Source organism: Frateuria sp. GZRR35 (genome assembly GCF_051900415.1).
GTDB lineage: Bacteria > Pseudomonadota > Gammaproteobacteria > Xanthomonadales > Rhodanobacteraceae > Frateuria_A.
Genome location: NZ_JBHZGL010000006.1, coordinates 161,061 through 176,778 on the forward strand (window position 1 = coordinate 161,061; position 15,718 = coordinate 176,778).

Genomic DNA, 15,718 nt, shown 5'->3' on the forward strand with positions numbered 1-15,718 from the left:
CAGCATCTTCCTTGCGGGCGATCAGCGCGTGCCGCCAAGACGGTAGGCGCCGATGCGGCCCTCCACGTCCTCGAGGTACACGACGTCACCCACGACCAGCGGCTGGGCGCGGATGGCGTGCCTGGACAGGCGCTCGCGGGCGGCCAGCGCGCCGTCGCCGGTCTGCAGCCAGTGCACATAGCCTTCGATGTCGCCGACCACGACGTAGTCGCCCTGCACGGCCGGCCCGGTCAGCCAGCGGTACTTGAGCTTGTCGTTCTTCCACATTTCGGTGCCGGAGCTCTTGTCGAATGCCCACACCTGCGAGTCTTCGTCCACGGCGTAGAGCGCGTTGCCCTTGGTCGCCAGCGAGGCGTAGGTCGAGAACGGGTGCGCCCACATCGGCCGTCCGCTGGGGCCGTCGATGGCCACCAGGTTGCCGTGGTAGGCGGCGCCGTAGAGCGTGCGGCCGTCGAGCAGGATGGAACCGTCGGCGTCGTCCAGGCGCTCGATCTCGGTGCGGCCTTCGCCGCTGGCGAGGTTCTGCTCCCACAGCTTCTCGCCGTTGTCCAGGCGCAGCGCGACCAGCTTGCCGCCGTCGCTGCCGAAGAACACCACGCCGTTGGCGACCAGCAGCGGGCCGTTGCCACGCAGGCTGAGCAGCGGCACTTCGCTTTGGTCGTAGACCCAGCGACGCTCGCCGCTGGCGGTATCCAGGCCATAGACGCGACCATCGCCGGTGCGTACCACCACCAGGTCGCCCACGATCACCGGCGAGGCGAGCACCTCGGACTTGAGGGTGGCTTCCCAGCGCGGGCTGCCGTCTTTGGCGTTGACGCCGTAGACGTGGCCGTCCAGGGTGCCGACGGCGAGCAGGTCGCCGCTGACCGCCGGGCCGCCGGCGTAGAAGGCGTCCTTGCGCTTCTTGTCGCCCCAACCGAACCAGCCGTGGGTGCGCGAACTCTTGGACCAGATCGTCTTTCCGGTGTTGGCGTCGAGCGCGACCAGCTTGCCGTCGGCGCTGTCGGCGTAGAGCACACCGTCGACCACGGCCGGGCGCAGGCGTACGCCGGTGTCGCCAGCGCCATCGCCGATCGTCTCGCGCCACAGGCGGGTGACCTGCACCGTCGGCTTGAAATCCTTCGACAGCGGCGTCGGCGGCTGGACGTTTTCCTTCTTGGCGCTATGGCAACCGGCCAGCGCGACCAGTCCGACCAGCGCCACGGCTACTGCCCGCTTCATGCCCATCACCTTCATGCGCCCTGCTTCCCGGCCACGGCCAGATCGTCGAGTTTGAGTTGCAAGGCAGCGCGTTGGGGCGCGTCTTCAGCCATGGCGGCCAGTGCCGCCTGGTAAGCCTTGCGCGCGTCATCCGCGCGATCAAGCTTGACCAGCGCATCGCCGCGTAGTTCCTGACGCAGGGCCTCGTAGCCCTTCGCGTTGATGGCGTCGAGCGTGGCCAGCGCATCCTTGGCCTTGTCGGCGGCCATCTGCACCTTGGCCGTGCGCAGTTCGATGAGTGGCTTGAGCGCGTTGTCGCCTACGTGGCTGCGCGCCCACTGCAGGGAGGCCAGCGCCTTGTCCAGTTGCTTCGCTTCAACCAGGCGCTGCGCCTGGTCGCTGGCGGCGAGCACCGCATAGGTGGACTTGGTGTAGTCCTTCTCCAGGCGATCGACCAGCTTGTCGACCTCACCGGTATTGCCGGAAGCCAGCGCCGTCTGCAGCTGCTGGTAGAGGTTGGACGCCTCCATCTCGCGCGTGGCCTGGTGGTTGCGCCACTGTTGCCAGCCAAAGATCGCGACCAGGCCGATGACGATGCCGATGACGATGGACAGGCCGTTCTGGCGCAGCCATTGCTGTACGCGTTCGCCTTGCTCGTAATCGTCGTATGCGTCGAATGCCATGCAGATGTCCGTCAAAAGCGCGCGCCGCGACGGCATGGGCCGACCCGGCGCTGGGAAAAAGTAGGTTGGAAAAGCCCTGACCGCGCAGGAACGTCGGTCAATGGGCAAGCATAACCGATGCACCGCGGGGACGGGCAAAATCGGCGGCTTTTCAGATCGAAACGCCCCGTTTGCACGACCGGCATGGCAGTCGCGCAAACGGGGCGCTCATGAAGCGGAAGGATCGATCAGGCGCCGCTGGGGGCCGGCTTGCCATCCTGTACGTGGAAGTGCGCCACGTTGGCGCGGCGGTACGCGTCCAGCGGCAGTGGCTGGCCGTCGATGCTGACCTTGGCGCCACTGGCGTTGCCGATGCGCACGTCCAGCGGCTGCGCGCTGTTCCAGGTCTTGCTGGTACCGGCCGGCAACAGGCCGTATTCCAGGCGGGAGCCATCGGCGGCGACCACTTCGACCCAGCTGGCTTCGGCCAACGTCAGGCTCACGCTGTGCCCGCCCGGCACCGCAGCCACGGGAGCGGGCGTAGGGACGACAGTTTCGGGCTTGGCGGCGGTCAGGCTGCCACTGTCCAGGCCGGGGAATGGCGCCATCGACGCCAGCAGCGGCTGTTCCTCGACGGGTGGCGTGCTGGCCGCCTTGCGGGTGGCCGTGGCCACGGCGGCGTTGGCGCTGTTGCTGGCAACATGCGCAGGGGCGTCCTGCTGGGCGACCGGCGTGGCATCCAGCGGCGCCAGATGGCTGAGGTCGCGGTCGAGCGTGCCGCGCACGCCCAGCCACACCATCGGCACCACGATCACCGCGGTCAGCACCACGTAGGTGGCGGCGGTGGCGTAGCGCTCGAGCAGGTAGCGCGAATGCGACATGCCGCCCGTGGCCACCAGCGTCGGCTCGGCGCGCTTGAGGCTCGCCAGCTCGGCCTGGATGGACTCCTCGTCCACACCCAGGTGGCGCGCGTACTTGGTGATGTAGCTGGCAAGGTAGACGGCGTAATCGATGCCTTCGCGCTGGCTGCTCTCCAACTGGCGCAGCACGCGCGCCGGGAGCTTGAGCGTGTGCGCGCAGGCGTCGATATCCAGGCCGCGCGCCTCGCGGGCGGCGCGCAGACGGCTACCGAAACTGGGGGACTGATCGTTCGACGGGCCATCCGTGATCGCCGCAACGGCGAACAGGTCAATCGCGCGATGGCCGGGATTGGACTGCTGGAAGGTCATGGGCTAGCGGGTGCGTCGAGGGCGTGGGCCTGATCCGAATCCGGGAACTGGCTTTGCAGTCGCCTGCGGTAATTTTGGGCAGCATCCGTGTTACCCAGGCGGGTTTCGATGTCGTGGCCGAGCTTGAGCGCGTCGGCACTAGGCTGGCCCAGCGCGTCGAAGCGCTGGATGAACGCACGCGCGCGGAACGCGTCATTGTTCAGGTACAAGGCTTTGGCCAGGTGCAGCAGCGCATCGCCATTCTGCGGATTGGCGTCCAGCGCCTTGCGCAGCGTGGCTTCGGCGCCAGCCAGGTCGTTCATGCGCAACTGGCAGATGCCCTTGTTGGTCAGCGCCACGTCCGGCGTCTGGTAGAACGGGTCTTTCAGCGCGGTGTCGAAATACTTGAGGGCTTCGGCGCCCTTGCCGATGCGGCACAGGAAGGTGCCGAGATTGTTGTTCGGCATGCCCCTGTCGGGCTCCAGCTGGACCGCGCGGCGGTAATGCTGCTCGGCCTGCCCGGGACGATTGATGCGCTCGTCCAGCACGGCGATCACGGTATGCGCCGGTGCGTAGTCCTCGTCGAACTGCAGCGCCTTGTTGAGCTTCTCCAGCGCAGTCTTGAGGTCGCCGTTGGCCATGTACTGCTGGCCAAGTTCGGTGTGGATGCGCGCGGCGTCCTGCGCCTCCTGGCTGCGGCTGGTGTGCGGAATCCGCCCGCCGAGACTGCCTTCCTCGGTGGTCGTGGTGACGCATCCTGCCAGCGCAAGCGCCAGCGCTGCCCCCATCCAGCGTTCAAGACGCATGCACCACTCCTTGTCCCTGATCAAGGCGTTTGCGAAACTCGGCCTGCCGGCGCGTGCGGTCAAGCACCTGGCCCTTCAGCTGGCCACAGGCGGCATCGATGTCGTCGCCACGCGTGCGGCGCAGCATGGTCAGGACGTTCGCGTTGAGCAGCAGGGTCTGGAACGCGCGAATGGTGTCGGCGTCCGAGCGCTCGAAACGCGTGCCCGGGAAAGGATTGAACGGGATCAGGTTCACCTTCGCGCTGCCGGTGGGCAGCTTGCGCATCAGCTTGATCAGCTGCTTGGCGTGCTCGGGCTGGTCGTTCACGCCCTTCATCAGGGTGTATTCGAAAGTGATCGAAGTGCGCGGCCGACGCTCGATCCAGCGGCGGCAGGCGCCCAGCAGCTCCGCGATCGGGTAGCGCTTGTTGAGCGGCACCAGCTCGGTGCGCAGCTCGTCGTTGGCCGCGTGCAGCGACACCGCCAGCGACACGTCGATCGCCTCGGACAGCTTGTCGATCATCGGCACCAGGCCCGCGGTGGAGAGCGTCACGCGCTTGGATGCCAGGCCGAAGCCCAGGTCGTCGCGCATCAGGCTCATCGCCGCGACCACGTTGTCGAAGTTCAGCAGCGGCTCGCCCATGCCCATCATCACCACGTTGGTGATGCGACGGTTCTGGTGTGTGACGTTGCCCAGGTGCTTGGCCGCCACCCACACCTGCCCGATGACTTCGGACGTGGCAAGGTTGCGGTTGAAGCCCTGCGTCGCGGTCGAGCAGAACTGGCAGTTCAGGCCGCAACCGACCTGCGAGGACACGCACAGCGTGCCGCGGGTCGGCTCGGGGATGTAGACCGCCTCGATGGCGTTACCGCCATCCATGCCCAGCAGCCACTTGTGGGTGCCGTCGGCGGCGGCCTTGTCGAACAGCGTCTTCGGGGGACCGACGTAGCACGAGGCTTCGAGCTTGGCGCGCAGCGCCTTGCCTACGTCGGTCATCTTGCCGAAGTCGTCTTCCAGGCGGTGGTAGATCCACTTCATCACCTGCTCGGCGCGATAGGGCTTCTCGCCGAGCTGCGCGAAGAAATCACGCAGCCCCTGGCGATCGAAGTCGAGCAGGTTGACCTTGTCGCTTGCGGCTTTCGGGTCGATGGAAGGAGTGGCTACAACCTGGTTCATTTTCGTAGTGCGGCCACGGATGACCGCTTTTGACCTTTAGGCGTTCACGAATGAACGCGCGGGTTACCTGGCGGAGACTTCCGTCTCCGCAAAGAAGTAGGCGATCTCGACCTTGGCGGTCTCGGCGGCATCGGAGCCGTGCACCGCGTTGGCGTCGATCGAATCGGCAAAGTCGGCACGGATCGTGCCCGGCGCGGCGTCCTTCGGGTTGGTGGCGCCCATCAGATCGCGATGCTTCAGCACAGCGTTCTCGCCCTGCAGCACCTGGATCATCACCGGGCCGGAGATCATGAACTCGACCAGCGCGTTGAAGAACGGGCGCTCCTTGTGCACCGCGTAGAAGCCTTCGGCTTCCTTGCGGGACAGCTGCTTCATCTTCGCGGCGATGACCTTCAGGCCGGCCTGCTCGAAACGGGAGTAGATCTGGCCGATCACGTTCTTGGCGACGGCATCGGGCTTGATGATGGAAAGGGTGCGCTCCAGCGCCATGGTCTGCTCCGGGAAACTGGTATCTGAGTGGGCTATCGGCTCGCTTGCCGATCAATGTAGGGCTAAATCCGACACGAAATGCGGATTTAGCTCACGAAAGTTTGACAGATTCTAGCCTGATCGCAAGCGGACGCGGCGTGAACCAAACGCCCGTTTGACGGGCCGGAAGCCGCCCGCGTATGCTCAAACGATCGTTTGATTCCACTCTGCGAGCGAGCCCAAGCGTGAACAGTTCCGCCTCGACCAAGGAACGCATCCTCGCCGCCGCCGAGGTGCTGTTCGCCCAGCGCGGCTTCGATGGCGCGTCGCTGCGCCAGTTGACGGCCGCCGCCGGGGTCAACCTGGCCGCGGTGAACTACCACTTCGGCTCCAAGGACAAACTGGTCGAAGAGGTGTTCCGCCGCCGCCTCGACACGCTGAACGCGCACCGACTGGCGGCGCTCGCGAAAGTCGTCGGGGACCCCGGGACCACGCTCGAAGACGTGCTGGACGCCTTCATCCGCCCTGCCCTGGCGCTCTCCAGCGACGGCAGCGGCTCCTTGTTCATGCGCGTGCTGGCGCGCGCGTTCGCCGAACACGACGACCACCTGCGCCAATTCATGTCCGAGAACTACGGCCACGTCATGCGCCAGTTCACGGCGGAGTTCGCCCGGCTGCTGCCCCAGCTCAGCCGCGAGGAATTGTACTGGCGCATCGACCTGGTTACCGGTGCGCTGACCCACGCGATGTCCGGCTTCGGCATGATCCAGCGCAAGGGCGGTGTCAGTGAATCCGCCCACCGCGAACAGACGATCGCGCACCTGATCCGATTCGCCACCGCCGGCCTGAGTCATCCCTGATCTTCCGAACTCACCGGCCAGCCACGGCTGGCTACCTAGCCTTTTTCCGTTTCGCTGTACGCATCCCCTGGAGAAGCCAATGCCCGCAACACTACGCATCCGCAAGGCCGCCGTGCTGGGCGCCGGCGTCATGGGCGCGCAGATCGCCGCGCACCTGACCAACGCCGGTGTCGAAACCGTGCTGTTCGACCTGCCCGCCAAGGAAGGGCCCAAGAGCGGGATCGCGCTCAAGGCCATCGAGAACCTGAAGAAGCTCTCGCCCGCGCCGCTGGCGGACAAGAATCTGGCCTCGGCGATCATCCCGGCCAACTACGACGAAGACCTCGACCACTTGAAGGAAGTCGACCTGGTCATCGAGGCGATCGCAGAACGGATGGACTGGAAGCTCGATCTCTACAAGAAGATCGCCTCGCACCTGTCGAAGACCGCGATCATTGCCTCCAACACGTCGGGCCTGTCGATCAACACGCTGGCCGAGGCGCTGCCGGAGGAAATGCGCCATCGCTTCTGCGGCGTGCACTTCTTCAACCCGCCGCGCTACATGCACCTGGTCGAGCTGATCCCGACCCGTCTTACCGACGCCTCGGTGGTCGAAGGCCTCGAAGCGTTCCTCGCCACGACGGTCGGCAAGGGCGTGGTGATCGCCAAGGACACGCCGAACTTCATCGGCAACCGCATCGGCGTGTTCTCGATGCTGGCGACCATGCACCACACCGAACAGTTCAAGCTCGGCTTCGACACGGTCGATGCGCTGACCGGCCCGGCCATCGGCCGCCCGAAAAGCGCCACCTACCGCACCGCGGACGTGGTGGGCCTGGACACCATGGCGCACGTGATCAAGACCATGGGCGACACGCTCGCCGATGACCCGTGGCACAAGTACTTCAAGACGCCTGCGGTACTGCAGGGCCTGATCGACGCCGGCGCGCTGGGCCAGAAGACTGGCGCGGGCTTCTACAAGAAGGTCGGCAAGGACATCCTGGTCCTCGACCCGGCCAAGCGCGACTACGTGCCGTCCGAGCAGAAGGCATCGGACGAGGTCGCCGCCATCCTCGCCATCAAGGACCCGGCGGAAAAGTTCGCCAAGCTGCGTGCCTCTTCCGATCCACAGGCGCAGTTCCTGTGGGCGATCTTCCGCGACCTCTTCCACTACACCGCCTACCACCTGGCCGACATCGCCGACACTGCGCGCGACGTCGACTTCGCCATCCGCTGGGGCTACGGCTGGAAGCTCGGTCCGTTCGAGACCTGGCAGGCCGCCGGCTGGCAGCAGGTGGCGAACTGGATCGCCGAGGACATCAAGGCGGGCAAGGCCATGAGCGACGCCCCGCTGCCCGCCTGGGTTATCGACGGACGCAACGGCGTGCACGGCAAGGAAGGCTCCTGGTCGGCCGCATCCAACAGCTACAAGCCGCGCTCGACGCATCCGGTCTACGCGCGCCAGCTCTTCCCCGACGCGATCCTGGGCGAGAAGTTCGACCAGGGCACCACCGTGTGGGAGAACGACGGCGTGCGCCTGTGGACGCTGGGCGATGACGGCGTCGGCATCCTCTCGTTCAAGACCAAGATGCACACGGTCAACGATCAGGTGCTCGACGGTATCCAGCACGCCATCGGTGTGGCGGAGGAAAAGCTCAAGGCGGTGGTCATCTGGCAGACCAGCGAGCCGTTCTCCGCCGGCGCCGATCTGAAGGGTGCGCTGGGTCTGCTCAAGGACGGCAAGTTCGACGCGTTCGAGTCGATGGTCGACAACTTCCAGCGCACCAGCATGCGCATCAAGCATTCGCTCGTCCCCGTGGTCGCCGCCGTACGCGGCCTGTGCCTGGGCGGCGGCTGCGAGTTCCAGATGCACTCGGCCCGCACCGTGGCCGCGCTGGAAAGCTACATCGGTCTGGTCGAGGCGGGCGTGGGTCTGCTGCCGGCCGGCGGCGGTTTGAAGGAACTGGCCGTGCGCGCCGCGCAGGCCAATCCGGCCGATCCGTTCGAGTCGCTGAAGAAGGTGTTCGAGACCGTGGCGATGGCCAAGGTGTCCGGCAGTGCGTTGGAAGCCAAGCAGTTGGGCCTGCTGCGCGATGCGGACATCGTGGTGTTCAACAGCTATGAACTGCTGCACGTGGCCAAATCGGTCGCCGCTGCGCTGGCCGAAAGCGGCTGGCGCCCGCCCCTGCCCGCCCGCGCGATTCCGGTCGCCGGCGACACCGGCACGGCCACCTTCAAGGCCTCGCTGGTCAACCTGCAGGCTGGCTACTTCGCTTCCGAGCACGACGTGGCGATCGCCAGCCGCATTGCCGACACGCTTTGCGGCGGCGGCATCGAGCGCGGTTCGCTGGTCGACGAGGCATGGCTGCTCAAGCTCGAGCGCAAGCACTTCGTGGAACTGGCGAAGACTGAAAAGACCCTGGCCCGCATCGCCCACACCATGACCACCGGCAAGCCGCTGCGCAACTGATCCGCGCGACAAGCCCACGAACGCAAACCACAACGCGTCGCCGCTTGAGACAAGCGCGACGCGACGGAGCAAAACGATGACCAAGCAAATCCAGGACGCCTACATCGTCGCCGCCACCCGCACGCCGGTGGGCAAGGCGCCGCGCGGCGTATTCAGGAACACCCGCCCGGACGACATGCTCGCCCACGTGATCCGCGCCGTCATGGCGCAGGCGCCGGGCATCGACCCGCACCGCATTGGCGACGCAGTGATCGGCTGCGCCATGCCCGAGGCCGAGCAAGGCATGAACGTGGCCCGCATCGGCGTGCTGCTGGCCGGCCTGCCGCACACCGTGCCGGGCGTGACCATCAACCGCTTCTGCTCCTCGGGGCTGCAGGCCGTGGCCTACGCCGCCGATGCCATTCGCCTCGGCGAAGCCGACCTGATGCTCGCCGGTGGCACCGAGAGCATGAGCATGGTGCCGATGATGGGCCACAAGGTCGCCATGAACCCGGCAATCTTCGACAACGAGCACATCGGCATTGCCTACGGCATGGGCATCACCGCCGAAAACGTCGCCAAGCAGTGGAAGGTCAGCCGCGAGGAGCAGGACGCCTTCGCCGCGCGCAGCCACGAGCGCGCGCTGGCCGCCCAGGCCGCCGGCGAGTTCAAGGACGAGATCACCCCGTTCCAGCTCGACGACCACTACCCGGACCTGGCCAACGACACGATCAGGACCGACAACCGCGTGATCAGCCAGGACGAAGGCCCGCGCGCCGGCAGCACGCCCGACGTACTTGGCAAGCTGAAGCCCGTTTTCCGCAACGGCCAGTTCGGCGGCACCGTCACCGCGGGCAACTCCAGCCAGATGTCCGATGGCGCCGGCGCCGTGCTCATCGCCAGCGAAAAGGCGATCAAGGAATACAACCTGCAGCCGCTGGCCCGCTTCGTCGGCTTCGCGGTCGCCGGCGTTCCGCCGGAGGTGATGGGCATCGGCCCCAAGGAAGCCATTCCGCTGGCGCTCAAGCGCACCGGCATCAGCCGCGACCAACTGGACTGGATCGAACTCAACGAGGCCTTCGCCGCCCAAGCGCTGGCGGTGATGAAGGATCTCGAACTCGACCCGTCCAAGGTCAATCCGCTGGGCGGCGCCATCGCGCTGGGCCATCCGCTCGGCGCCACCGGCGCCGTCCGCGTAGCCACGCTGGTGCACGGCCTGCGTCGCCACAAGCAGAAGTACGGCATGGTGACCATGTGCATCGGCACCGGCATGGGCGCGGCGGGTATCTTCGAGGCGCTCTGACGGCATCGCTCCTCCCGTGAAACGGAGGAGTACGCATCGTTTGCAGGCACGCTCTCGGCGCGGCCGCCAGCGGGCGATCATCCGATCAGACGGCCAGGTCGCGCCCAAGGGCGCTCCTACAAAAAAGCCAGCGCCTTCCGGCGCTGGCTTTTTGTTTCGCCGGACGCTTCAGCGCCCGACTTGGGGCCTTACTGCTGGCCCGCGGCGGTCGCCTGGCCGTCGAAGTCCACCTTGATGCCGCGGCCCACGACCACCGGCACGTTCAGGTGCTTGGCGACCGGCTGGCCGTTCTCCGACAGCGTCACCGTGTAGACGCCCACCGGCAGCTCGCGGATCGCGTAACGGCCCTTTTCGTCGACTTTCACTTCGCGCTGGGTGCCGTTGGTGGTGCTCTTGGCCAGCACGCTGCTGCCGGCCGGCGCGTTGCCGAACACCTTGCCCGCAGTGGCCTGCGCGTAGACCGCAGCGGAACCTGCCATGCCGAAGGCCGCGACGGCTGCCGCCATCACGAAAGCCCGCACGGACTGGCCACGACGCGTCGAACCCGTTTTGATCGAGTGGAGGTTCTTCATGGTTTTTCCTTGTTTTCGTCTTCGATGTGGGGAAACCCGTGTGCCGCCAGGGGTTTGGCGTTGCGCCCACGGATCATGCCGATGGCTTAACGCCAACGGCCGTCGCGCACGGGACGTTCAGCCTTCGTGCGGACGCGCGCAGCGTACCTGATGCCGGGACGACGACGAAGGGTCAAAAGTCATTTGCGCTACCGATTCGACAAAGCGCCATCGGCCTGGCCGTGGCGCGCGCTACGGAAACCGCGAATGAAGAGATCTGTCGCCGCGACATCGCGTCAAAAACGAAGCGCCCGGCGCCTGCCGGCACCGGGCGCTTGCCGATGGAACTCACGATGGCGGGCCGTACCGCTCGCCCTCTATCGCACTAGTTGGCGGCCAGCTCCGAGCACCGTCCATAGGCACACTCCATATCCACCCGCGAACCGCGGTCCACGTACACCTGCACGCTGGGATGCTGGGCGCGCGGCTGGCCGTGATCGAGCACGGTGACGGTGTAGATGCCTATCGGCAGCCAGCCGACCTGGTAGCGGCCCTTGGCGTTGACGGGAATCGTGCGGCTGATGCCGAACTCGGCACTGGCCACCTGGACGGTCGAACCGACCGGCGCGTGACCGAAGACCCTGCCTGTGGTCACCGCGGCCTGCGCGGCACCGGCGCCCGCGGCGCAGATACCAACGACAGCGACCAGTGCCAACTTCCGTGCCAGCGAGTGGCGGGATGCGTCCGGATGAATCGAGAAGGATGCGTTCATGGGGATACCTGCTCTCATCGACGTGGAGGACCCACGAGCAGCCAGGGGTTTGGCAAGCTCATGAGGGTTCGGACGGACCGCCTGCCACACGCACGGCTGATCGCCTGCAGCAGGCACCGCCCATGGCCTTCCGATCGATGACGACGCCATCCATCAGACGGCGCGAGCAGCCTATTCCGACCATGGACCTCGTCGAGGGCCAAAGGTCATGTTTCAGCCGAAAATGGTGTCGAGGTTTCATCGACGCGTGCGCTATCGTCCGCCCCGTCCACGAAGAAAAAAAGGCCCCGCGTCGCGGGGCCTTTTTCACTTTGCAGGCTTCGAAGCGAATCAGCCGGCGTGCTTGTCCAGCCACGCATCGATTTCGGGCAGGCGGTCCTCGCGGATCATCATGCGGTACTTGATGTTCGCCACCACCTGTTCGGCCACGCGGCGGGAGGTCGGCGCGATGTACTTCTGCGCGTAGTCCTGGATCTTCTGGATCATCTCCGGCTTGGTCGAGCTCGCGCCCAGCACCGGGTAGTAGCGGCTGCTGGAGGTCGAATCGACCAGCTTGTTGACCTGTTCGCGATGCGCCACGGCAAAGTCGAACGCCATCTCCGGATGCTGGTAGCCAACGGCGCGGATCATGCCCGCGCTGTTGGTGGCGCCCGGCTCGTCGGTAAGCGCCAGGTTCAGCGCACGCTGCGCCAGCGCATCGTTCTCGGGAATCGAGAGCATACTGTAGAGCTGGTCCTTGATCAGCGGCGTGGTTTCAGCCTTGGCTTTCGCGTGCAGCTGATCCCAGGTCGCCGGATCGGCCTTCTGCGCAACGATCGCGGTGATGGTCTTGCGCAGCGCCACCGGCACCGCATCCGGATTGGTCTTCTGTGCGGCGAAGCGGCGACGGGCCTCGTTGATGACCTGCTCATCGCCCAGGTCCGCCATCACCGCGATCAGCGACTGGCGCAGATTGGCGGTCGGCGCGCTCTCGCCGGCCTTGGCCTCCCAGCCGATCTTTGCGAACACCGGCTGCAACTGGCCCAGCGCGAACGTGCGCAGGCGCTGCTGGCGAGCCTGGTCGCCGCGGTAGTAGTTGTCCAGCGCCGACAGGTAGCCGGCCACCTCCGACCACACCTGCGGATCGGCATCGGCCGGGGTCGCGGTAATCAGCGCCAGCACGTTGGAGACCGGCTCGTTGCCGGCCATGCCCAGCGCCCAGGTGTCGCCCAGCAGGCCAAGCTGGTCGATCGGCGCCAGCTTGGCGAACTGACCCTTCAGGGCATCGAAATTATTCTGCGCGTAGAGCGTGCGGTAGTAGCCGGTCTGGCCGGCGTTGACGAGCACCGGCCCGCAGCCGGGCACGGTCAGCGTGGCCTTGCCGTCGACCACGGTGCGCACCGTCTCGCCGCCGACCGTCTTGGCGATCACCGGCACGTGCCAGCGCAACGGCTGCTTGTTCGGCCGGTCGCGGGTGAACTCGCCCTGGCGCAGCGCGATGGTGGTCTTGCCGTTGGAGCACGCCGCCGCGCGCACCTCGATCATCGGAATGCCCGGCTGCAGCGTGAAGTCATGCGCGATCTGCGTGATCGGCTTGCCGGCCGCGGCCTGCACGGACTTCCACAGGTCATCGGACACCGTGTTGCCGTACGCGTGCGCCTTGATGTAGTTGCGCACGCCGGTGCGCCAGGCGTCCTCGCCCACGTAGCCTTCCAGCATGTGGATCACTGCCTCGCCCTTGGAGTAGGTGATCGCATCGAACGCCTGGCTGGCCTGCTCCACCGTCTCCACGTGTTGCACCACCGGGTGCGTGGTGACGACCGAGTCCTGCCCCATCGCGCCTTCGCGCACGCCGACCGCATCGAGGTCGGTGTGCCATTCCGGGTGCAACTTGTGCGTGGTGCGCGCGGCCATCCACGAGGCAAAACCCTCGTTGAGCCACAGGTCGTCCCACCAGTTCATCGTCACCAGGTCACCGAACCACTGGTGCGCCATCTCGTGGGCGGCCACATTGAACACACGCTCTTTGTCCCGCTGCGTGGAGATGTGCGGGTTCATCAGCAGCGAATATTCGAACGTGAAGATCGCGCCCCAGTTCTCCATCGCCGAGAAGAACTGGCTCTTGCCCGGCGCCGCGATGTTGTCCAGCTTCGGCAGCGGGTACGGCACGCCGAAGTAGTCGTTGTATTCCTTCAGCACGAGCTTGGACGAATCCAGCGCGAACTGCGCCTGGTCGATCATGCCTTTCTGCGTGATCACGCCAATCTCGGTGCCCTCGGCGTTCAGCGTGGCACGCTCGAAGTCGCCCAGGCCGAAGAACAGCAGGTAGGTCGACATCTTCGGCGACTGTCCGAAGTGCACCTCGGTCATCCCGTTGCCGAGATCCTTCTTCGAAGCGATCGGCATGTTGCTCACCGCCATCTCGCCGTTGGGCACGTTGGCGGTGAGGGTGAAGGTCGCCTTGTAGTTCGGCTCGTCCCACGAGGGGATGAAGCGGCGCGCGTCCGAGTTCTCGAACTGCGTGTACAGCGCGCGCTTCTTGCCGGCCTTGGTGTCGTAGTCCAGCGCGAAGATGCCGTTGGCCTGCGTGCCGATCTTGCCGGCGTAGGTCATCGCCAGGCGGTAGGTGCCGGCCGGGATCGGATGATCGAAGGTGAAGGTGGCGGTCTGCGCCTTCTCATCCACCGCAATCTTCGGCGCAGCGAACGCCATCTTGCCCTTCTCCGCCGTCAGCGACGCCTTGGAGAAGGTCAGGTCCGCGGCATTGAGCACGATCGAGCTGGTCGGCTTGTTCACCGTCAGCGTGATCGTCACCTGGCCATCGAAGGAAAGCTTGTCCGCATGCGGCGTCACCGCCACGTCATAGTGCGAAGGCACCACGCCACGCGGCAACTGCGTCGTCGCCTCCCGCACCTCGGCCGCCGAAGCGGCACCCAGCGGAGCCATGGTGAACCCGGCCAGGGCCAGGCAGATTGCGGTGGAGAGATGACGGCGCATAGGGGTCCTTGTGGGCAGAACTGACGCACGGGCGGCACGAAGGCGGCCCTGCAGACAGGGGTTGGATAGCCCCGCGAGTTTTGCCCGGGCGACCGCCGTTGGACACCGCCGGAAGTCATGGATCGCGACTGTTGCGCTGGCATGGGCACCAGGACCCGAACAAGCGCTGTCCGCGGGCGAAACTCGCCTAAAGGTCGCCCAGAAGTTGCGGCCGATGCTCGCGAAGCCATGCCTCGGTGTGCTGCAGCAGGTTCGTGGATTCGTCCATGCAGGAAGCAAGCGTCGCCTCCGTCACGGGGTCGCCTTCGTAGTCGTTGATGTTTCGGCGCTTTCGCAGCGCGTCGAGCACGATGACGGTCTGCCTGGGAGCCGCCATGGTCAGCGTGAGGCACTGGATCGAGGTCTGGTGATGCCCGGGCTGGCTGGTCGGCGTGCGGTATCCGTTGGCCCACAGACCCAGAATCGCGCACTGCATGATGCATTTGTACGCGGCATCGGAACGGTTGTCCGGGCTCACCGCCTCAACCCCGGCATCGGCAAGGTCGCGCCGCGCCGCAGCCAGCAGCTTACGCACGTCAATGGCGTCAGGCGTAAAGGTCTGCAGGCGACGGATCGCCAGCAAGTTTTGCAAGGTCATCCTTTCCCCCGATCAAAAAAACATGCGGCTGCGCCAGCACGCGGCCCAGGAAGGGATCGGCGCGCCGGCTGCGCTCGCGGAACTCCTCCGGCGAGTAGAGCACGGGACTTATCTCTCGCTGCAGGGTTTCGTGGATCGGGTACAGGCCGCGCACGAGTTCGGAAAAACCCACGGCGCCGACCACCAGCACGTCGATGTCGCTGCCTTCGTTCTGCGTGCCGCGCGCGACCGATCCAAACAGGATCGCAAGCTCGACACGATTGCCCAACGCCGCGAGCGCCCCCTGCAGGGCCGGCACCGTTCCATGCGTCTTGCGGAACAGCGACGCCAGATCCTCGAACACCGGGCAGCCTGGGTTCGCCTGGTAACGGACCTGGTTGCCCTGTTGGCTACGCGTCAACAGTCCCGCTTGGGAAAGCCGGTCCAATTCGCGCCCGAGCGTTCCGGCATGCGTATTCGTCAGGCGCGCCAGTTCGCGCAGATGGAACGTCTGCCCCGGCTTCAGCAGCAGCTGCGCCAGGGCCCGTTGCCTTGTGGCGGGGAATAGCAGGTCCATCAGACCAAAATTGTTGCTCATATGGCAACGATTGTTGCTTTTTTGGCAACAGACCGCAAACCCAACCTCCCGCCGTCGCAGCGTTCTGGTAGCCCGGGCGGGATTCGAACCTGCGTCACAGGTGCCCCAACCCGC

The 15,718-nt window shown here is 66.0% G+C and carries 14 protein-coding genes; 3 read left to right on the forward strand and 11 right to left on the reverse strand.

Annotated features, from left to right (window positions below):
* Positions 1-21: 21 nt before the first annotated feature.
* From bamB to ndk, 6 genes are all read right to left on the reverse strand, one after another.
* Complete coding sequence (gene bamB, locus ACFWZ3_RS09400; RefSeq protein ID WP_439707473.1) at positions 22-1,236, reverse strand: outer membrane protein assembly factor BamB; 1,215 nt, start codon at positions 1,234-1,236, stop codon at positions 22-24.
* Complete coding sequence (locus tag ACFWZ3_RS09405) at positions 1,233-1,883, reverse strand: YfgM family protein (protein WP_439707474.1); 651 nt, start codon at positions 1,881-1,883, stop codon at positions 1,233-1,235. The genes bamB and ACFWZ3_RS09405 overlap by 4 nt, the downstream gene beginning before the upstream one ends.
* Positions 1,884-2,110: 227 nt before the next feature.
* A complete protein-coding gene (locus tag ACFWZ3_RS09410; RefSeq protein WP_439707475.1) occupies positions 2,111-3,091 on the reverse strand; it encodes a helix-turn-helix domain-containing protein in 981 nt (326 codons plus the stop codon).
* Positions 3,088-3,876, reverse strand: coding sequence for a type IV pilus biogenesis/stability protein PilW (pilW, locus tag ACFWZ3_RS09415; RefSeq protein ID WP_439707476.1), 789 nt, complete (start codon positions 3,874-3,876; stop codon positions 3,088-3,090). Before pilW ends, ACFWZ3_RS09410 begins: the two co-directional genes overlap by 4 nt.
* Entirely contained in the window at positions 3,866-5,032 is a 1,167-nt protein-coding gene (rlmN, locus tag ACFWZ3_RS09420) for a 23S rRNA (adenine(2503)-C(2))-methyltransferase RlmN (RefSeq protein ID WP_439707477.1), read from the reverse strand. The genes pilW and rlmN overlap by 11 nt, the downstream gene beginning before the upstream one ends.
* Before the next feature lie 63 nt (positions 5,033-5,095).
* A complete protein-coding gene (gene ndk, locus ACFWZ3_RS09425) occupies positions 5,096-5,521 on the reverse strand; it encodes a nucleoside-diphosphate kinase (RefSeq protein WP_439707478.1) in 426 nt (141 codons plus the stop codon).
* A 179-nt stretch (positions 5,522-5,700) separates the two neighbouring features.
* On the opposite strand from ndk, the gene ACFWZ3_RS09430 reads away from it, so the two are divergent.
* The 3 genes from ACFWZ3_RS09430 (at position 5,701) to ACFWZ3_RS09440 (ending at position 10,091) form a co-directional block, all read left to right on the forward strand.
* The gene (locus ACFWZ3_RS09430) at positions 5,701-6,360 is read left to right on the forward strand and encodes a TetR/AcrR family transcriptional regulator (protein ID WP_439707479.1); all 660 of its coding nucleotides are present in this window, start codon (positions 5,701-5,703) and stop codon (positions 6,358-6,360) included.
* Positions 6,361-6,439: 79 nt separating this feature from the next.
* Positions 6,440-8,809 (forward strand): 3-hydroxyacyl-CoA dehydrogenase/enoyl-CoA hydratase family protein, encoded by a 2,370-nt coding sequence (locus tag ACFWZ3_RS09435; protein ID WP_439707480.1) that lies wholly within the window; start codon positions 6,440-6,442, stop codon positions 8,807-8,809.
* Positions 8,810-8,885: 76 nt separating this feature from the next.
* Positions 8,886-10,091 carry an acetyl-CoA C-acyltransferase gene (locus tag ACFWZ3_RS09440; RefSeq protein WP_439707481.1) on the forward strand — a complete coding sequence of 402 codons (1,206 nt, stop codon included), beginning with the start codon at positions 8,886-8,888 and terminating at the stop codon, positions 10,089-10,091.
* Between the two features lie 188 nt (positions 10,092-10,279).
* Here the strand turns inward: ACFWZ3_RS09440 and ACFWZ3_RS09445 are convergent, their stop codons facing one another.
* The 5 genes from ACFWZ3_RS09445 to ACFWZ3_RS09465 all read right to left on the reverse strand — a co-directional run bounded on the left by ACFWZ3_RS09445 (position 10,280) and on the right by ACFWZ3_RS09465 (position 15,604).
* Complete coding sequence (locus ACFWZ3_RS09445) at positions 10,280-10,663, reverse strand: carboxypeptidase-like regulatory domain-containing protein (protein ID WP_439707482.1); 384 nt, start codon at positions 10,661-10,663, stop codon at positions 10,280-10,282.
* A gap of 364 nt (positions 10,664-11,027) precedes the next feature.
* Positions 11,028-11,414 (reverse strand): carboxypeptidase-like regulatory domain-containing protein, encoded by a 387-nt coding sequence (locus ACFWZ3_RS09450; RefSeq protein ID WP_439707483.1) that lies wholly within the window; start codon positions 11,412-11,414, stop codon positions 11,028-11,030.
* 330 nt (positions 11,415-11,744) lie between these two features.
* On the reverse strand, positions 11,745-14,390 hold the full coding sequence (locus tag ACFWZ3_RS09455) for a M1 family metallopeptidase (RefSeq protein ID WP_439707484.1): 2,646 nt from the start codon (positions 14,388-14,390) through the stop codon (positions 11,745-11,747).
* Between the two features lie 187 nt (positions 14,391-14,577).
* A complete protein-coding gene (locus tag ACFWZ3_RS09460; protein WP_439707485.1) occupies positions 14,578-15,021 on the reverse strand; it encodes a DNA-binding protein in 444 nt (147 codons plus the stop codon).
* Entirely contained in the window at positions 14,975-15,604 is a 630-nt protein-coding gene (locus ACFWZ3_RS09465; RefSeq protein ID WP_439707486.1) for a nucleotidyltransferase domain-containing protein, read from the reverse strand. The genes ACFWZ3_RS09460 and ACFWZ3_RS09465 overlap by 47 nt, the downstream gene beginning before the upstream one ends.
* Between the last annotated feature and the right edge of the window lie 114 nt (positions 15,605-15,718).